The 17,672-nt window shown below is 64.7% G+C and carries 16 protein-coding genes; 10 read left to right on the top strand and 6 right to left on the bottom strand.

Features of this window, described 5'->3' with window-relative positions:
• Positions 1–88 precede the first annotated feature (88 nt).
• The 8 genes from EP380_RS00075 to EP380_RS23430 all read left to right on the top strand — a co-directional run bounded on the left by EP380_RS00075 (position 89) and on the right by EP380_RS23430 (position 9,893).
• Entirely contained in the window at positions 89–859 is a 771-nt protein-coding gene (locus tag EP380_RS00075; RefSeq protein WP_106572714.1) for a c-type cytochrome, read from the top strand.
• Positions 860–1,038: 179 nt separating this feature from the next.
• A complete protein-coding gene (locus tag EP380_RS00070) occupies positions 1,039–2,877 on the top strand; it encodes an extracellular solute-binding protein (RefSeq protein WP_238719633.1) in 1,839 nt (612 codons plus the stop codon).
• 13 nt (positions 2,878–2,890) lie between these two features.
• Positions 2,891–4,762, top strand: a complete 1,872-nt coding sequence (locus EP380_RS00065; protein WP_106572712.1) for an extracellular solute-binding protein — start codon at positions 2,891–2,893, stop codon at positions 4,760–4,762.
• Between the two features lie 39 nt (positions 4,763–4,801).
• Positions 4,802–5,893, top strand: a complete 1,092-nt coding sequence (locus EP380_RS00060) for a microcin C ABC transporter permease YejB (RefSeq protein ID WP_106572711.1) — start codon at positions 4,802–4,804, stop codon at positions 5,891–5,893.
• Positions 5,893–7,044: an ABC transporter permease gene (locus tag EP380_RS00055; RefSeq protein ID WP_106572710.1), complete on the top strand. Its 1,152-nt coding sequence runs from the start codon at positions 5,893–5,895 to the stop codon at positions 7,042–7,044. The genes EP380_RS00060 and EP380_RS00055 overlap by 1 nt, the downstream gene beginning before the upstream one ends.
• Positions 7,041–8,669, top strand: coding sequence for an ABC transporter ATP-binding protein (locus tag EP380_RS00050; RefSeq protein WP_106572709.1), 1,629 nt, complete (start codon positions 7,041–7,043; stop codon positions 8,667–8,669). The genes EP380_RS00055 and EP380_RS00050 overlap by 4 nt, the downstream gene beginning before the upstream one ends.
• Before the next feature lie 26 nt (positions 8,670–8,695).
• Entirely contained in the window at positions 8,696–9,646 is a 951-nt protein-coding gene (locus tag EP380_RS00045; RefSeq protein ID WP_127595267.1) for a 2-hydroxyacid dehydrogenase, read from the top strand.
• Between the two features lie 109 nt (positions 9,647–9,755).
• Complete coding sequence (locus tag EP380_RS23430; RefSeq protein ID WP_164749706.1) at positions 9,756–9,893, top strand: hypothetical protein; 138 nt, start codon at positions 9,756–9,758, stop codon at positions 9,891–9,893.
• 27 nt (positions 9,894–9,920) lie between these two features.
• On the opposite strand, the gene EP380_RS00040 is transcribed toward EP380_RS23430, so the two are convergent.
• The 3 genes from EP380_RS00040 to EP380_RS00030 all read right to left on the bottom strand — a co-directional run bounded on the left by EP380_RS00040 (position 9,921) and on the right by EP380_RS00030 (position 12,575).
• Positions 9,921–10,778 (bottom strand): C40 family peptidase, encoded by an 858-nt coding sequence (locus EP380_RS00040; RefSeq protein ID WP_127595264.1) that lies wholly within the window; start codon positions 10,776–10,778, stop codon positions 9,921–9,923.
• Positions 10,775–11,125, bottom strand: a complete 351-nt coding sequence (locus EP380_RS00035; RefSeq protein ID WP_106572706.1) for a MarR family transcriptional regulator — start codon at positions 11,123–11,125, stop codon at positions 10,775–10,777. The genes EP380_RS00040 and EP380_RS00035 overlap by 4 nt, the downstream gene beginning before the upstream one ends.
• A 73-nt stretch (positions 11,126–11,198) precedes the next feature.
• Positions 11,199–12,575, bottom strand: a complete 1,377-nt coding sequence (locus tag EP380_RS00030) for a leucyl aminopeptidase family protein (RefSeq protein ID WP_127595261.1) — start codon at positions 12,573–12,575, stop codon at positions 11,199–11,201.
• Between the two features lie 120 nt (positions 12,576–12,695).
• Here EP380_RS00030 and EP380_RS00025 point away from each other — a divergent pair, with 120 nt between their 5' ends.
• Both EP380_RS00025 and EP380_RS00020 read left to right on the top strand, forming a co-directional pair.
• Positions 12,696–13,511, top strand: coding sequence for a tetratricopeptide repeat protein (locus EP380_RS00025; RefSeq protein ID WP_106572704.1), 816 nt, complete (start codon positions 12,696–12,698; stop codon positions 13,509–13,511).
• Between the two features lie 173 nt (positions 13,512–13,684).
• A complete protein-coding gene (locus EP380_RS00020) occupies positions 13,685–14,146 on the top strand; it encodes a hypothetical protein (RefSeq protein ID WP_127595258.1) in 462 nt (153 codons plus the stop codon).
• A 90-nt stretch (positions 14,147–14,236) separates the two neighbouring features.
• Here EP380_RS00020 and EP380_RS00015 read toward each other — a convergent pair whose 3' ends face one another.
• The 3 genes from EP380_RS00015 to EP380_RS00005 form a co-directional block, all read right to left on the bottom strand.
• A complete protein-coding gene (locus EP380_RS00015) occupies positions 14,237–15,256 on the bottom strand; it encodes a type II secretion system F family protein (protein WP_106572495.1) in 1,020 nt (339 codons plus the stop codon).
• A 28-nt stretch (positions 15,257–15,284) separates the two neighbouring features.
• The gene (locus EP380_RS00010; protein ID WP_106572496.1) at positions 15,285–16,298 is read right to left on the bottom strand and encodes a type II secretion system F family protein; all 1,014 of its coding nucleotides are present in this window, start codon (positions 16,296–16,298) and stop codon (positions 15,285–15,287) included.
• A 26-nt stretch (positions 16,299–16,324) separates the two neighbouring features.
• A partial coding sequence (locus tag EP380_RS00005; protein ID WP_164749705.1) for a TadA family conjugal transfer-associated ATPase occupies positions 16,325–17,672 on the bottom strand: 1,348 nt, incomplete at its 5' end.

The raw sequence follows: 17,672 nt of genomic DNA, 5'->3' as shown, positions 1-17,672 counted from the left end.
GACCCGTTCCGCGCAACTTGGCCGGTTTCAGCCGGTGCGGACCGCATGCGGTGGCAGGCGGTCGCGGATTTCAGGAGCCTCGGTTCACATGGATTCATTCGAACTCAACAAACTGCTCGGCGGGCTGCTCGGCGCGGCTTTTGTGGTGTTCACCATAGGCATCGTATCGGACTCGATCTTTGCCAGCCCCACGCCGGAGAATGCCGGCTACGCGATCGAGGTGGCCGAAGAGGAAGGCGGCGGTGGCGGCCCCGCTGTTCCGGAAATCGAGCCGATCGCCGTGCGCCTGGCTTCCGCCGATGCGGGCGCGGGCGAGAACGTGTACAAGAAATGCGCGGCCTGCCACACGGTCGACAATGGCGGCGCCAACAAGGTTGGTCCCAATCTATGGGACATCGTCAACCGACCGATCGCCACGCATGAGGGCTTTTCCTATTCCGGCGCGATGCAGGAGTTCGCCCAGGACGGCACGGTCGTGTGGGACTACCAGCATCTGGACGATTTCCTGGCCTCGCCGAAAGGCCTGGTTAAAGGCACCGCGATGGGCTTCGCCGGCATCAAGAAGCCGGACGAGCGCGCCGACCTGATCGCCTATCTGCACACGCTGTCGGACAGCCCGGCGCCATTGCCGGAAGTGCCGACGGAGGAAGAGGCCGCCCAGGCGGACGACGCCACCGCGGGCGACCAGCCGGCTGCCGAAACCGACGCGGCCCCCGCCGATGACGCTGCCGAAAGCGGCGGGGAAGCCGAAAAGCCGGCCGCAGAGACCGACGCGGAACCGGCTGCCGAGCAAGAGGCCGCTCCCGCCGACGACGCCGCGGACACTGGCGAGGAGGCCGAAAAGCCGGCCGCCGAATGACCAAATTGTAATCTCAATTCCACGAAAAAGCCGGGTTCGCCCCGGCTTTTTTTGTTAGCCTGTGCCAGAAACAGCAGATGCGGTTTCACCGCGGCACGCGGCGGACCAGCCGAGCCGGCAAGATCGAAGGGAGTGAGATGAGGCGTTTTTCGATATTCGCAAGCATGTGTCTGGGAGCCATGCTGCTGACGCCGCCGGCCGAACATGCCCGCGCGGCCGACGGGCAGTGGCATACCACGACCTCGCTGATCGGGACCTCCAAATATCTCGACGAATTTCCCCATTACGACTACGTCAATCCCGACGCGCCGAAGGGCGGCACGCTGAATTCGGTTACGGCCGGCACGTTCGACAGTTTCAACCCGTTCATCGTGCGCGGCACGCCGGCGGCCGGGCTGAATTTTTTCGGCGGTCTGTTGTGGGACACGCTGATGCAGCAATCGACCGACGAGCCGGGCACGAGCCACCCGCTGATCGCTGAAGCCTACAAATATCCCGACGACTATTCGTCGGCCACCTATCGGCTCAACCCGCAAGCCAAATGGCACGACGGCACACCGATCACCGCCGACGACGTGGTGTGGACCTTCGGCGTGCTGAAAGAAAACAGCCCCAATTTCAATCGCTACTTCTCCAGCGTGACCGAGGCCAAGGCGCTTTCGGAACGCGAGATCGAATTCTCCTTCGACCAGACCGGCAATCGCGAATTGCCGCATATTCTGGGCGACATGCCGGTTCTGCCCAAACAATGGTGGGACGGTGTCGACGCCAAGGGCAACAAGCGCGACGTCACCCAACCGACGCTGGAACCGCCGCTCGGCTCGAGCGCCTACCGGATCGAGAGCTTCCGGCCCGGAGCGGAAATCGTGTGGCGGCGCGTCGAGGATTATTGGGCGGCGGATCTGCCGGTGAATGTCGGACGCAACAATTTCGACCGGCGCAAATATATCTATATCCAGGATCAGAATGCCGAATGGCAGGCCTTCACCAAAGGCGGGCTCGAGGACATCAGACCGGAAAACAGCTCAAGACGCTGGACGGTGGAATACGACTTTCCCGCCTTCAAGGCCGGCGACGTCATCAAGCGCGAATTTCCAACCTCGAGCAACGAACCGATGCAGGGTTTCGTGCTCAATCTGCGGCGGCCGCAATTCCAGGACCGCAAGGTGCGCCAGGCGCTGACCATCGCGCTCGATTTCGAGAGCATGAACCGCAACCTCTTCTACGGCCAGAACACACGCACCGACAGCTATTTCGAAGGTGGCGAACTGGCCTCGTCCGGCCTACCCGAGGGGCGCGAACTGGCCATTCTCGAAGAATTCCGAGATCAGTTGCCGCCGGAAGTCTTCACCGAGGAATTCACCCTGCCGGTCTATGACAGCCCACAGGCGGAGCGCACCCATCTGCGCAGCGCCGTCAAGCTTTTTGCCGAGGCGGGCTGGGTGATCAAGGGCGGCAAGCTGGTCAGCGAGGCGAGCGGAGAGCAGTTCAGAATAGAATTTCTGGGCCGCAGCCCGACCGACGAGGTGATCACCGGTTCCTATATCGCCACGCTGCGCAAGCTCGGCATCGACGCCACGCTGCGGATCGTCGATACCTCGCAATATATCAACCGGCTGCGCGGCTTCGAATTCGATTCGCTCACCGGACAATTCGCCCAGTCGCTGTCGCCCGGCAACGAACAGCGCGAATTCTGGGGCTCGACGGCGGCCGACCAGCCCGGCTCGCGCAACCTTCCCGGCATCAAGGACCCGGTGGTGGACGCGCTGGTGGAAAAGGTGATCTACGCCAAGGATCGCGCGGAACTGGTGGCGGCGACCCATGCGCTCGACAGGGTATTGCTGTGGAATTTCTACGTCGTGCCGCAGTGGCACCGCTCGGTGCTCTGGCTCGCCTACTGGAACAAGTTCGGCATTCCCGATGAGCAGCCGTCCTATATCGGCGCCGATATCGATTCATGGTGGATCGATCCGGAGAAGGCGGCGGCCCTTGCCGGAAAAACGAGCGGCCAGAACTGAGCCGGGCCCAGCCATGACAAACACCTTGCCCCGCCGCGATTTCCTGGCCCTGGCCGGCGCCGCGCTTGGCCTTGCCCACTTGCCCGGTGCGGCGCTGGCCGCGCCACCGACGGGCCGCAGCCTGCACGGGCTGTCGGCCTTCGGCGATCTCAAATACGCGCCCGACTTCACCCATTTCGACTATGCGAGCCCGGACGCACCGGCGGGCGGCACGTTCAATTTCGCGCCGCCGAACTGGGGGTTCAATCAGAACGTTTTGACCTTCAACACGCTGAACAGTTTCGTGTCGCGCGGCGACGCGCCGCCGCGCATGGAACTGTGTTTCGACGCGTTGATGACGCGTGCGCTCGACGAGCCCGACGCGCTCTACGGGCTGGTTGCGGAAACCGTGTCGATCTCGGACGATCGCAACAGCTTCACCTTCGCGCTGCGGCCGCAGGCCCGCTTTCACGACGGCAGCCCGCTGACCGCGCACGACGTCGCCTTCAGCTACAATCTGTTCAAGGAAAAAGGCCATCCGAGCCTACTGTTGCCGCTGACGCACATGCGCGAGGCCGTCGCGGTCGACGACCACACCTTCCGCATCAGTTTTTCCGGCGACCAGTCGGCGCGCACCATTCTGGGCGTATCGGTATTTCCGATCGTCTCGCGGACCTTTTACGAGACGCATCCGTTCGACAGTTCCGAACTCAGGCCGCCGCTCGGCTCGGGCGCCTACAAGGTCGGCCGGTTCGAGCCGGGGCGCTGGATCGAATATGACCGGGTCGAGGATTACTGGGCGCGCGAGCTGCCGGTCGCCAAGGGACTCGGCCATTTCGGCCGCATCCGCATCGAGTTCTATCAGGAGCGCCAGGCCGGGTTCGAAGCCTTCAAGAAGGGCGAGGTAACCTACCGGCAGGAATTCACCTCGCGGGTGTGGGCGACCGGCTACGACTTTCCCGCTGTCGAGGACGGCAAGGTGGTCAAGCGCGAATTTCCATCCGAATTGCGCCCGTCGATGCAGGCATGGGCGCTCAACCAGCGACGCGAGCGATTTAGCGACCGCCGCGTGCGCGAGGCGGTCGGGCTGTGCTTCGATTTCGAGTGGACGCGCCGCAACCTTTTCTACGGCGCCTATGAACGCTCGCACTCGACCTTCGAGCGTTCCGACTACAAGGCCACCGGCCTGCCCTCGCCCGCCGAGCGCATGATCCTGGAACGGTTTCGCGGGCAGATTCCGGAGGCGGCGTTCGGCGAGGCGGTGACGCCGCCGGTCTCCGACGGGTCGGGGCGCGACCGAAAACTGCTTTCCCGCGCGGCGCGGCTGCTGGCGGAAGCCGGCTGGACGCGCGACGGCACGCTGGTGCGCAACGACAAGGGCGAAACGCTCGCGCTGGAAATCCTGGTGCGCGACCAGGTTTTCGTGCGGGTCGATTCGCCCTTTGTCGAGAACATGAAGGCGGTCGGCATCGACGCCTCGATCCGCCTGGTCGACGCGACGCAGTACCAGGCGCGCCAGCTCGATTTCGATTTCGACATGCTGGGCATCGCCGCCTCCTTCACCGCCACGCCGACGGGCGACGAGCTGACGCATTATTTCCATTCGCGCTCGGCCAGGCTGCCCGGCTCGCGCAATCTGGCCGGAACGGCCGACCCCGCGGTCGATGCGCTGATCGCGCTTGCCGAAGAAGCCGGCGACCGCGAAAGCTTCACCGTGGTCATGCGCGCGCTCGACCGGGTCTTGCGCGCGCGGCACGACTGGATTCCAAATTGGCATGCGGCGAATCACCGGGCCGCCTTTTGGGACATGTTCGGTTTCAAGCAGCCGAAACCCGATTACGGCTTCCCGGTCGAGACATTGTGGTGGGTCGATCCTGACAAGGCAGAGGCAATTGGGAAATCCTAGACGCTCCGACATGAAGGCGGGTTGCGGGGCGGCGGACTGATGGGAGCCTATATCCTCAGACGCCTGCTTTTGATGATCCCGACCCTGTTCGGGATCATGGCGATCTCGTTTACCGTCATCCAGTTCGCGCCAGGCGGACCGGTCGAGCAGGTGATCGCGCGCATCACCGGCCAGGGCGGCGACGCGGCCGACCGCATTTCGGGCGGCGGCGGCGATTCGGGCGTGCAGGACTTCGATGCCGGCGATTCCAAATATCGCGGCGCGCAGGGCCTCGACCCCGAATTCATCAAGCAGCTCGAGGTGCAGTTCGGCTTCGACAAACCGCCGCTCGAGCGTTTTTTCAAGATGCTGTGGGACTATGCCCGGTTCGATTTCGGCGAGAGTTTCTTCCGCGACATCACGGTCTTGGACCTGATCCTGGAAAAAATGCCGGTTTCGATCTCGCTCGGCCTGTGGATCACGCTGATTTCCTACCTGATCTCGATTCCACTCGGCATTCGCAAGGCGGTCAAGGACGGGTCCAGCTTCGACATATGGACCAGCGGCATCGTCATTGTGGGCTATGCCATTCCCGGCTTCCTGTTCGCCATCCTCCTGATGGTGCTTTTCGCCGGCGGCTCGTTCTACGATTGGTTCCCGCTGCGCGGCCTGGTCTCCGACAATTGGCACGAATTGTCGTGGCCCGAACGCATCGTCGACTATTTCTGGCACCTGACCCTGCCACTGACAGCGATGGTGCTGTCGGCCTTCGCGACCAACACGTTGCTGACCAAGAACTCCTTCCTCGACGAAATCCGCAAGCAATATGTCGTCACCGCGCGCGCCAAGGGGCTGACCGAACGCCAGGTGCTTTACGGTCACGTGTTCCGCAACGCGATGCTGATCATCATCGCCGGCTTCCCGGCCGCCTTCATCTCGGCCTTCTTCACAGGCTCGCTGCTGATCGAGAACATCTTTTCGCTCGACGGGCTCGGCCTTCTGGGCTTCCGCTCGGTGCTCGACCGCGACTACCCGGTGGTGTTCGCCAATCTGTTCATCTTTTCCCTGATCGGCCTCGTCGTCGGGCTGATTTCGGACCTGGTCTACACCTGGATCGATCCGCGCATCGATTTCGAGCGGAGGGACGTGTGATGCAGCGTGCCGTCACCGCTCCCGACGCCCCGCCGGCCAAGGCCGCCCCACGCCGTGGCTGGCTGTCGCCGCTCAACCAACGCCGTTGGCAGAACTTCAAGGCGAACCGCCGCGGCTACTGGTCGTTGTGGATTTTCCTGGTGCTGTTCGTCCTGTCGCTGTTCGCCGAGTTCATCGCCAACGACAAGCCGGTGCTGGCCTCCTATAAGGGCGAGATCCTGTTTCCGGTGCTTGTCGACTATCCCGAGGAAAAGTTCGGCGGCTTCCTGGCAGTGACCGACTATCGCGACCCGGTGATCTTCGAGGAGATCGAGGCCAATGGCTGGCTGATCTGGCCGCCCATCCGCTATTCCTACCGCACGGTCAACAACGAGATTCCCGAAGCCGCGCCCGCCAAGCCGTCCTGGCTCTACGACCGCGAGACGCGCTGCGCGCGCTATCCGCAGGGTGCCGACGACCCGAGCTGCACGCTCGGCAACTGGAACTGGCTGGGCACGGACGACCAGACCCGCGACGTGCTGGCGCGGGCGATCTACGGCTTCCGCATCTCGGTGCTTTTCGGCCTGGCGCTGACGCTGTGCTCGGCGGTGATCGGCGTATCGGCCGGCGCCGTACAAGGTTATTTCGGCGGCTGGACCGACCTGTTGTTCCAGCGCTTCATCGAGATCTGGTCGTCGATCCCGGTGCTCTACCTGATCTTGATCATCGCCGCCGTCCTGCCGCCGGGCTTCTTCATCCTGCTGGCGATCATGCTGCTTTTTTCGTGGGTCGGCTTCGTCGGCGTGGTGCGGGCGGAGTTCTTGCGGGCGCGGAATTTCGAATATGTCAACGCCGCCCGCGCGCTCGGCGTGCCCAACCGCACGATCATGTTCCGCCATCTCTTGCCCAACGCGATGGTGGCGACGCTGACCTTTCTGCCGTTCATCCTCAACGGCTCGATCACCACGCTGACCTCGCTCGACTTTCTCGGCTTCGGTCTGCCGCCGGGTTCGGCTTCTTTGGGGGAACTCCTCAAACAGGGCCAGCAGAACCTCAACGCGCCCTGGCTCGGCATTACCGGCTTCGTCGTGATCTCGCTGATGCTGTCGCTCTTGATCTTCATCGGCGAGGCGACCCGCGATGCCTTCGACCCCCGGAAAACGTTCAAATGAGCGCGCCCCTTATTTCCGTTCGCGATCTTTCCGTCGCCTTCTCGCAGGACGAGAAGCAAAGCCTCGCTGTCGACCACGTGTCGTTCGACATCGGCCGCGGCGAGACGGTCGCGCTGGTGGGCGAATCCGGCTCGGGAAAGTCGGTGACGGCGCTGTCGGTGCTGAAACTCCTGCCCTATCCGGCCGCCAGCCATCCGTCCGGCGAAATCCTGTTCGACGGCCAGGACCTGCTCGGCGCGAAGGAACAGGCGCTGCGCAAGATCCGCGGGCGCGACATCACCATGATCTTCCAGGAGCCGATGACCTCGCTCAACCCGCTGCACAGTATCGAGCAGCAGGTCGGCGAGGTGCTGAAACTGCATCAGGGCATGAGCGACACCGCAGCGCGCGCACGCACGCTGGCGCTGCTCGAGGAGGTCGGAATCCGCGAGCCGGAAAAACGGCTCGGCGCCTATCCGCACCAACTGTCCGGCGGTCAGCGCCAGCGCGTGATGATCGCCATGGCGCTCGCCAACGAACCGCAATTGCTGATCGCCGACGAGCCCACCACCGCGCTCGACGTCACCGTGCAGGCGCAGATCCTGGAGCTTCTCGACGAGCTGAAACGCAAGAACGGCATGTCGATGCTGTTCATCACCCACGATCTCGGCATCGTGCGACGCATCGCCGACCGCGTCTGCGTGATGACCAAGGGCAGGATCGTCGAAGCCGGGCCGACGCAAGAGATCTTCGACAATCCGCAACACGACTATACAAGGCACCTTCTGGCCGCCGAGCCGAAGGGCGAGCCGCCCCCGGCCGACGCGGCCGCCCGACAGGTGATGACCGGCGACGCCATCCGGGTCTGGTTTCCGATCAAGAAGGGTTTCATGCGCCGTACCGTCGACCACGTGAAGGCGGTCGACGGCGTCGACATCACGCTGCGTGCCGGGCAGACCGTGGGCGTGGTCGGGGAATCGGGCTCGGGCAAGACGACGCTGGGGCTGGCGCTGTGCCGGATGATCGCCTCGCAAGGCGGCATCCGCTTCGGCGAACGCGCCATCGATGCCCTGTCGTTCAAGGAGATGCGGCCGCTGCGCCGCGAACTGCAGATCGTGTTCCAAGACCCGTTCGGCTCGCTCAGCCCGCGCATGTCGGTGGCCGAGATCATCGAGGAGGGGCTTGCCATCCACGAAAAGGCGCTGTCGGCGGACGAACGCGACCGGCGCGTGGTGGCGGTTCTGGACGAGGTCGGGCTCGATCCGCAGACCCGCTTCCGCTATCCGCACGAATTTTCGGGCGGCCAGCGCCAGCGCATCGCGATCGCACGCGCCATGGTGCTGAAGCCGAAATTCGTCATGCTCGACGAACCGACCTCCGCGCTCGACATGAGCGTGCAGGCACAGGTGGTCGACCTGCTGCGCGACCTGCAGAAACGCCACGACCTGGCCTATCTGTTCATCAGCCACGATCTGAAGGTGGTGCGCGCGCTCGCCAACGAGGTGATCGTGATGCGCAACGGCAAGATCGTGGAGGCCGGACCGGCCGAGCGGATATTCCGGGCGCCGCAATCGGACTATACGCGGGCGTTGCTCGCCGCCGCCTTCGACATCACCGCCGCGCCGGAGGGCGTGGTCAGCCAGTAGTTTTCAGGCGCAAGACCGCACACACTATGCAAGCTCCCGTCAAAGGCCGCGTTCTCCTGTCCGTCGCCGGGTTCGACCCGCAGCACTGGCGCAAGAGGCTGTCGGCGGGCCGCGAGGTGGTGCTGGACCGCGAACGTCCGGTCGACACGTCGATCCACTATGCCGTGGTGTGGAACCGGCACCCCGGGCTGCTCGTCGGCCTGCCCAATCTCAAGGCGGTTTTCTCGGGCGGCGCCGGGGTCGACCATTTGTTCGCCGATCCGGATCTGCCGGACGTGCCGATCGTGCGCGTGGTGGCCGACAACCTGACGCAATATATGACAGAATACGTGGTGTGGCGCGTGCTCGACCATCACCGCCAGGGCTTTCTCTACCGCGCGCAGCAAAGGCGCAAGGCCTGGATCGAGCCGCCGCAGCCGGCGGCGAACAGGGTTTCGGTCGGCATTATGGGGATGGGCGAACTCGGTCGCGCGGCTGCCCGGGCGCTGCTTACGCTCGGCTTCCGCGTCAATGGCTGGAGCCGGAGCGGCGCCCCGGTGGAGGGCGTCGACGTCTATGGCGGCTCGGCGGGTCTCGACGCCTTTCTGGGCGCAACGGACATTCTGGTCGTGCTTTTGCCGCTGACGCCGGCAACGACGGGCATAGTCGACCACGTGCTGTTGTCGAAGCTGCGGCGCGACAACGCGCTCGGCGGGGCCGTACTGATCAATGCCGGGCGCGGGCTTCTGCAAAACAGCGCCGACATCCTGCGCGCCCTCGACGACGGCGTGCTGAAGGAAGCGAGCCTCGACGTGTTCGAGAGCGAACCGCTGCCGGAAACGAGCCGGTTGTGGACGCACGAGCGCGTGTTCGTCACCCCGCATGCGGCCGCGGCCTCCGATCCCGACCATCTGGCGACCTTTATGCTGGAACAGATGGATGCCTGCGACCGGAGCGAGCCCCTGCGCAATCTCGTCGATCGCAAGGCCGGCTATTGATCCCGCGCCGGGCCTGGTGCCACCGGTTTCCAATAACAACAACCGATTTGAACCTTCTCCGGCATCGCCGCGACCAAGCGGCAGAGGACACGGGACCGGAGAAGAGATCATGGCCGGCATCGCTCACTATGCCAGGCTCGCCCTGGTTGCCGTCGCGCTCGCGGCGTTTTTCGTTCAGCTTGGCGTCGCGACGCGGGCGCCCTCGCCGTTCGTTATTGGCGAACAGACACCGGACCGGGGACGCTGACGGCGCGCCCGCACGGAAAAATCACGCTCAGGGCCGCCGCAGAACGGTCGGCGCGCCGAACAGCCGCGCGATCCGGGCAATGGCCGCTGCAAGCGGCTCGCGCGCGACCGTCATCGTATTGCCGTTGGCATGAATGACCTCGCCGGGCGCGGTGACGATCGCGACATGGCCCTTCCAAAACACCAGATCGCCCCGGCGCACGGCCTGGAACTCCGGCCCCGGATCGAGCGGCGCGCCGATCGCTTCCTGCATGTCGGAATCGCGCAGCACGACCGTGCCGGCCATCCTCATGGCGAGTTGGACCAGGCCGGAGCAATCGAGACCGAAACCGGACGTGCCGCCCCACAGATAGGGCGCATGCTCGAACTGCTCGGCGACGGCGACATAGTCCGGCGCAACCCAGCCGACGGGCCGCAGGTGATCGGCAAACACGGCTTCGCCGTCAGCGGTAATCGCGAAACGGCTGCCGCGGGTTTCGGCCGTGCCGGTCACGGCAAGCCGGGTGCCGATCGACAGCGCGGCGATGCGCGGTGATTTCATGTCGGGCACGCCATAGACGAAGGTGCGCGGCACGATCACGACATGGGTCGCTGCAGTACCGGGTTCGGCCAGAGAGGCGGCTTCGACATAACCGACATAACTGTCCTCACGCGCCTGGACCCAGGCGAGCCCGTCGCGTTCGTCGAACAGGTCGACGTCGGCGCCGCGCAGCAACTGGGAATTGACGCCCGAAGCGCGATCGGGCCCGACCAGCAAGTCAACAACAGGGCTCGCGATCCGCCTGGCACGCGGCGACACGAAGCGCGGCGCGGCGACCCGGCCTTGCAAACGCGTGTCGGCGAGATCCTCGCGATAGGCGTGAAGCCTGCGATCCAGAACCGTCACAGCGGCAACTCCCGTCCCTGTTCGATGATCACGTCGCCGAGGCGCTCGACATAGAGCGCGCCCTTGACCGTACGCTTGATCAGCACATTGCGCTTGTCGTTGTCGTCACGGTGCCGGCTGACGAGGCCGAGCGCGCCCATGGTGTCGAGTGCACGCGTGATGACCGGCTTGGTCACGGCAAGTCTAGCGGCAAGCCCGCGCACGGTATGTGGCGGCGGATCGAGATAGATCGTCAAGAGAATGGCGGTCTGGCGCATGCTCAGATCCGGCCGATCGTCCAGCACCTCGGCCAGCGATACGTGCTGCCACAGCCTCAATGCCTGGCTCGGACGCAAGGATACGGACATGTCTTCCTTGATTCACAAGGCTTGTTTCGGGTCCGTTTCATTCAACCCCGAAATGTTGCCCGAGGCAAGCCAGTCACGCCGGATAGCGCGCCGCCAACAGGCTCTCAAGCGCGCGGATCGCCTGCGCCTCGCCGCCGGCCACGCCATGCGGCCGGTCGGTCGGGCTCCAGGCGAAAATGTCGAAATGCGCCCACGTGGCAGCACGTTCGACGAACCGCTTCAAAAAAAGCGCGGCGGTGATCGAGCCGGCAAAGCCGTCGGTGGTGACGTTGTTGACGTCGGCGACCTTGGAGGAAAGTCCAGCATCGTAAGGCGCCCACAGCGGCATGCGCCACACCGGATCGCAGACACGCCCGGCCTCGGCGGCCAGCGCGACGGCGAAGGCGTCGTCGTCGGTGTAGAAGGGCGGCAGGTCCGGCCCAAGAGCGACGCGCGCCGCTCCGGTCAGGGTCGCCATGTCGATCAAAAGCTGCGGCGCCTCCTCGTCGGCCAGCGCCAGCGCGTCGGCGAGCACCAGGCGGCCTTCGGCGTCGGTATTGCCGATCTCCACCGTCGGTCCCTTGCGGCTTTTCAAAACGTCGCCGGGGCGGAAGGCGTCGCCGGCAATCGCATTCTCGACCGCCGGCACCAAAACGCGTAGGCGCAGCTTCAGGCCCGCCGCCATGATCATCGAAGCGAGGCCGAGCACATTGGCCGCCCCGCCCATGTCCTTTTTCATCAGGCGCATGCCGCTTGCCGGCTTGATGTCGAGCCCACCGGTGTCGAAGCAGACCCCCTTGCCGACCAGGGTAACGCGCGGCGCATCCTGCGGTCCCCAAACGAGATCGATCAGCCGCGGCGCCTGGGCGGCCGCGCGACCGACGGCGTGGATCATCGGAAAATTCCGTTCAAGCAGCGCCTCGCCAGCGATCACCGACACGGCAGCGCCGTGCCGGGCGGCGAGACCGCGCACCGCCTGCTCGAGCGCATCGGGGCCGAGATCGTTGGTCGGGGTATTGACCAGGTCGCGGGCCATGAACACACCGGCGGCAATACGCTCAAGACGGTCGACATCGACGTCTTGCGGCGCGACGAAGCGCAAATCGTCGCCCTGCTTCTTGCCGTAGCGGGTGAAGCGATAGCCGCCGAGCAAAAGGCCGAGCGCGGCATTGTCCGGCTCGTCCAGCGAACCGGCGAAAAACCAGTCGCCCGGCGGCAAGTGTCGCGCCAGCCTTCCGGTGGCGAGCGGCGAAAACCCCTCCCGCGTCGCGGACCACCCTAAAAGCGCGCCGGCGAGGCGCCCGGTCTCGTCGGGGTAGCACAGCAATTCGCCAACCTTGCCGGAAAACCCGTTCGCTCCGGCCCAGGCGCGCGCGGCCGCGTCGAGCCCGGCCGCGTCGAGCCCGGCCTTGGTGACGAGATGGACCGGTCGGGCGGTAGCGGGTTTTTCGGCGATCAGTTCGACGGGCATCGGGCACTTATCCTTACGGGAGGCTGGCGTCCTTAACCAACCGTTAGGGTTAACGGAATATTTCTGCCTCCAGATGGCCGCACCATCAAACCCATGATGCAGCGAAGCGGAGACGAGCGCATGTTGACCAATCGCGACGCGAACGCAACCGCAAGGCGCTGGCGCCGCGCCGCTCTCGCCATTGCGTTGGCCGCCAGTGTCGCGGGCTGCGCCAATTCGCGCCTGACGACCGGCTCGATCGACCGCGGCAATTCGCGCCCCGTCGAGCAGATGTCCCCGCAGGAATTGCAGCAAGCCGCGGTTTCGCTGGGCCGCGCCTTCACCAAGGCACCCACCGACAAGCGCGTGGCGATACGCTATGCCAACGTGCTGCAGATGACCGGCAAGACGGACCAGTCGCTGGCGGTGATGCGCAAGCTGGCGATCGCACACCCCAAGGACCGCTCGGTGCTTGCCGCCTACGGCAAGGCCCTGGCGGCGGCCGGCGAATTCGAGACCGCGCTCGATGCGATCCGCCGCGCGCAGACGCCGGAATATCCGGACTGGAAACTGTTTTCGGCCGAAGCGGCGATCCTCGACCAGCTCGGCAATTCCGCGCAAGCGCGCACGCTCTACCGCAAGGCGCTAGACCTGAAACCCGACGAGCCGTCGATCCTGTCCAATCTGGGCATGTCCTATGTGTTGGAAGGCGACCTGAGAACGGCCGAAACCTATTTGCGCCAGGCCGTCGCGGCATCCGGCGCCGACAGCCGGGTGCGGCAGAACCTGGCCCTGGTGGTCGGCCTGCAAGGCCGGTTCGGCGAGGCCGAGAAACTGGCGCGCCAGGAATTGTCGCCCAAGCAGGCGGAAGCCAACGTCGCCTATCTGCGCTCGATGCTTGCCCAGCAGAACGCCTGGAACGAAATCAAGAAGGAAGACAAGAAGGCGACCAACTAGACCCCTTCGCCCAGCCTTAGCCGCCTGACCACCGGCGCGCGGCAAACGCGCCGCCGACAACCAGCTTTTCGGCCGCCAGACCGGCCCTGAAAAAAGTTTCGAACCTTTTCGTCCCTTCCCGCGACCAAGTTAACGCAACGCTTGTTCGCAGTTCAAAAGGAAGGGACCAAAAAATGTTCGCAAAACTGCTCTCCATTCTCCTCGCTGCCGCGCTTGCGGTCGGCATCGGCGCCGCGATGACAGGCCCCGCCGCGGCGCGGGACGGCGCCAATCTCCAGCGCGAGACCGGCACCGAGAAACTGGGTCGGGAACTCAAGGCGATCGGCACCCCGGCACGCACCCGCGCCAAGATCATCTCCTCGGTCGGCCTGGCGATCGGCACCGCCGTCGGCGAGGTGTCCACCACGGTGGTGACCTGCATCGCCCGGTGCTTCGGCGTCGACAGCGACTACCGGCCGGGCGACATGTCCAAAAAATCCTGGAAGGGTTTCAAGAAGATGTGGGGCATCAAGGACAGCCCCGCCAAGCCGCCCAAGCCGGTGCGCGCACGCCCCAACTATCGCGAGGCCCCGGTGCTGCGGCGCACCAATCGCGGCATGGGAACCCATATGGGCTATATCGCCGTCGACCGCTGAACCGCCGCCCGCAAGCACCATGCAAAACGCCCCGCGCGATTGTCGCCGGGGCGTTTTGCTGCTTTGTAAAGAGGCCGGGACCGCGCGGCGCTATCGGTCGCTGGACGATTGCTTCTTGTCGCCGAATACGCCCTGTTCGGAGAACTGCATGATGGCGGGGCCGAGGATGACGGCGAACAGGACCGGCAGAAAGAACAGGATCATCGGCACGGTGAGCTTGGGCGGCAGCGCGGCCGCCTTCTTTTCGGCCGCGTTCATGCGCATCTCTCGGCTTTCCTGGGCCAGAACCCTGAGCGCGTGAGCAACCGGCGTGCCGTAGCGTTCGGCCTGGATCAGAGCCTGGCTGACGCTCTTGACCGCCTCGAGCCCGGTGCGGCCGGCGAGGTTTTCGTAGGCCTGACGGCGCTCTTGCAGGAAGGACAGCTCGGCATTGGTGAGCACGAACTCCTCGGCGAGCTCGACGGACTGCACACCGATTTCCTCGGCCACGCGCCGGAAGGCCGCCTCGATCGACATGCCCGATTCCACACAGATCAGCATCAGGTCGAGCGCGTCGGGCCATGCTTTCTGGATCGACTGCTTGCGCTTGGTGGCGCGGTTGTTGACATAGATGATCGGGGCGTAGAAGCCGGCGTAGGCGGCGGCGATGACGATGAACACCTTGACCAGCATCGGCTGGTCGGCCATGCCGCCGAGCACGAAGATATACAAGCCGCCGAGCACCAGCCCGACCACGGGCAAAACCAGCCGAAAAAACAGGAAGCGCGTCAGCGGATTTTCGCCGCGAAACCCGGCCATGCGCAGCTTCGACAGGGTCGCCTGATCGACCAGGGCCCGCTTCAAATCGAGCCGCTCGACAATATCGCGCATGCCGCGCGACTGTTCCTCGCGCAAGCCCTTGCGGCGCCGGTCCGCCTCGGCGGCGAGACGCGCGCGCTGCTTGGCCCGCAATTCGTCGCGCTCCAGCGCGACCGTCTTCATGCGCGTTTTGAGCTCGCTCCCACCCAGCGCCGGCATGGCCGTGAACACGGTCGCGAAGACGGCAACCGCAACCAGCAGCCCGACGAGGAAGGCCGGTTCGAATATCGCGTTGACGATCTGGTCGGTCATGGGTCGGCCTTTTCGAAATGCGCCGTCTTCAAATGTCGAAATTCATCATCTTCTTCATCACGAAGATCCCGACCGACATCCACAGCAGCGATACGCCGAGCACCATGTGTCCGGTCGAGGTGGTGAAGAGCGGCATGATGTAATTCGGGCTGGTCAGATAGACGAGGAAAGCCACGATGAAGGGCAGCGCGCCGATAATGGCCGCCGAAGCCTTGGCCTCCATCGACAGGGCCGAGACCTTCGCCCGCATCCGCTTGCGGTCGCGCAGGACCCGCGAGAGATTGCCCAGCGCTTCGGACAGATTGCCGCCGGCCTGGCTCTGGATCTGGATGACGATGCCGAAGAAGCCGGCCTCCGGGCACGGCATGGTTTCGGCCATGCGCAGCGTCGCCTCGGGCAGCGAAAGACCCATTTGCTGGGCCTCGACGACGCGACGGAATTCGCCGCGCACCGGCTCCTGTGACTCGTTTGCGATCAACCGCACGCCATCGTTGATCGGCAGACCGGATTTCACCGAGCGTACGATGATGTCGAGCGCATTGGGCAGCTCCTCGAGAAAGGCCTTGACCCGTCGCGCGCGCAAATAGGCCAGTCCCCAGCGGGGCACGCCGATGGCGCCGGCAAGCAGCGCCCCGGGGACCGCCCACAGTGGCGCGCCGGCGAAAAACGCCACGATCGCGAAGAACAGGCCGCTAAAGGCCGAGATGACGTAAAACCGCTGCACCGGCATATTGAGGCCGGCCTGCTTGATCTGGCCCTTCAGCGGCGGCTTGCGCGTGCGGGTGTCCTTCGCCCGCTGCTTCTCGTCCAGATCCTTGAGCGAATCCTGGACCGATTTGCGCCGCTTGGCCGCTTCGGCCATACGATCACGCGAGGCCTTGACCACATTGCGGTCGGTCTCCGCCTTCTTGATCGTTTCCAGCCGCCGCCCTGCCTTGCGTTCGTTGGCGATGGTGTTGAACATGAACGCATAGGCGACCGCGCCGGCGCTGAGGCCGGCGAGCAGGATCACCGCCAGAACGGTCGTATCAAGTCCGAACATCGGCCTATTTCCTCACCGCGTTCACGTCAGCCGACCTGCTTTTCCATGGCTTCCAGCGCGTTGGCCAGCCGCGCTTCCTCGCCGTAGTAGCGGGCCCGATCCCAGAAATTCGGCCGACCGACGCCGGTCGAGGTGTGATTGCCGACGATGCGCCCGTTCTGGTCTTCGCCGCTGATGTTGTAGAGCACCAGGTCCTGCGTCACGATGACGTCGCCCTCCATGCCGATCACCTCGGTGATGTGGGTGATGCGGCGCGAACCGTCGCGCAGACGGGCGGCCTGGATGATGACGTCGACGGAGCCGACGATGATCTCGCGTACCGTGCGCTGGGGCAGCGAAAACCCTCCCATGGCGATCATCGATTCGATACGGTTGAGACATTCGCGCGGCGAATTGGAGTGAATGGTGCCCATCGATCCGTCATGGCCGGTGTTCATCGCCTGCAGCAGGTCGAACACCTCGGACCCGCGGACCTCGCCCACGATGATGCGTTCGGGGCGCATACGCAGGCAGTTCTTGACCAGCTCGCGCATGGTGATTTCGCCCTCCCCCTCGAGATTGGGCGGCCGCGTCTCCAGGCGCACGACGTGCGGCTGCTGCAGCTGGAGTTCGGCGGAATCCTCGCAGGTGATGATGCGCTCGTCGCGGTCGATATAGTTGGTCAGGCAGTTGAGCAGGGTCGTCTTACCCGAGCCCGTCCCGCCGGAGATGATGACGTTGCAGCGCACGCGGCCGATGATTTTCAGGACATCGGCGCCTTCCTGCGAGATGGCGCCGAATTTCACCAGCTGATCGAGCGTCAGCTTGTCCTTCTTGAATTTGCGGATGGTCAGCGCCGTTCCGTCGATGGCGAGCGGCGGCGCGATGACGTTGACGCGGCTGCCGTCGGGCAGGCGCGCATCGCAGATCGGGCTCGATTCGTCGACGCGCCGGCCGACCTGGCTGACGATGCGCTGGCAGATATTGAGGAGTTGCTGATTGTCGCGGAAGCGGACCTTGGTCTGCTCGACCTTGCCTTCGACCTCGATATAAACGTGCTTGGCGCCGTTGACCATGATGTCGGCAATTTCGTCGCGCGCCAGCAACGGCTCCAGCGGCCCATAGCCCAGAACGTCGTTGCAGATATCCTCGAGCAGTTCCTCCTGCTCGGAGATCGACATCGCAAAATTCTTGATCGCGATGATGTCGTTGACGATATCGCGGATTTCCTCGCGCGCCGTCTCCGGTTCGAGCTTAGCGAGCTGCGACAGGTCGATCGTGTCGATGAGCGCGGAAAAAACCTGGCTCTTGGTGTCATAATAGTTTTCCGTGTGCTCGCGCTCCTGGCGCGCGGCCGGCTTGGGCGCCGGAGGCGGCTCGACCGCCCGGCGCGGC

The sequence above is a fragment of the Nitratireductor alexandrii genome, assembly GCF_004000215.1.
GTDB lineage: Bacteria > Pseudomonadota > Alphaproteobacteria > Rhizobiales > Rhizobiaceae > Mangrovimarina > Mangrovimarina alexandrii.
This window is presented reverse-complemented; position numbering and strand designations above follow the sequence as displayed.

What these genes read in the sequence shown, in the direction of transcription:
- EP380_RS00055 (WP_106572710.1), top strand. Translation starts at nt 5,893, where the DNA reads ATGCAGCGTGCCGTCACCGCTCCCGACGCCCCGCCGGCCAAGGCCGCC.
- EP380_RS00075 (WP_106572714.1), top strand. Translation starts at nt 89, where the DNA reads ATGGATTCATTCGAACTCAACAAACTGCTCGGCGGGCTGCTCGGCGCG.
- EP380_RS00050 (WP_106572709.1), top strand. Translation starts at nt 7,041, where the DNA reads ATGAGCGCGCCCCTTATTTCCGTTCGCGATCTTTCCGTCGCCTTCTCG.
- EP380_RS00045 (WP_127595267.1), top strand. Translation starts at nt 8,696, where the DNA reads ATGCAAGCTCCCGTCAAAGGCCGCGTTCTCCTGTCCGTCGCCGGGTTC.
- EP380_RS23430 (WP_164749706.1), top strand. Translation starts at nt 9,756, where the DNA reads ATGGCCGGCATCGCTCACTATGCCAGGCTCGCCCTGGTTGCCGTCGCG.
- EP380_RS00025 (WP_106572704.1), top strand. Translation starts at nt 12,696, where the DNA reads ATGTTGACCAATCGCGACGCGAACGCAACCGCAAGGCGCTGGCGCCGC.
- EP380_RS00070 (WP_238719633.1), top strand. Translation starts at nt 1,039, where the DNA reads ATGCTGCTGACGCCGCCGGCCGAACATGCCCGCGCGGCCGACGGGCAG.
- EP380_RS00030 (WP_127595261.1), bottom strand. Translation starts at nt 12,575, where the DNA reads ATGCCCGTCGAACTGATCGCCGAAAAACCCGCTACCGCCCGACCGGTC.
- EP380_RS00060 (WP_106572711.1), top strand. Translation starts at nt 4,802, where the DNA reads ATGGGAGCCTATATCCTCAGACGCCTGCTTTTGATGATCCCGACCCTG.
- EP380_RS00015 (WP_106572495.1), bottom strand. Translation starts at nt 15,256, where the DNA reads ATGACCGACCAGATCGTCAACGCGATATTCGAACCGGCCTTCCTCGTC.
- EP380_RS00065 (WP_106572712.1), top strand. Translation starts at nt 2,891, where the DNA reads ATGACAAACACCTTGCCCCGCCGCGATTTCCTGGCCCTGGCCGGCGCC.
- EP380_RS00010 (WP_106572496.1), bottom strand. Translation starts at nt 16,298, where the DNA reads ATGTTCGGACTTGATACGACCGTTCTGGCGGTGATCCTGCTCGCCGGC.
- EP380_RS00035 (WP_106572706.1), bottom strand. Translation starts at nt 11,125, where the DNA reads ATGTCCGTATCCTTGCGTCCGAGCCAGGCATTGAGGCTGTGGCAGCAC.
- EP380_RS00020 (WP_127595258.1), top strand. Translation starts at nt 13,685, where the DNA reads ATGTTCGCAAAACTGCTCTCCATTCTCCTCGCTGCCGCGCTTGCGGTC.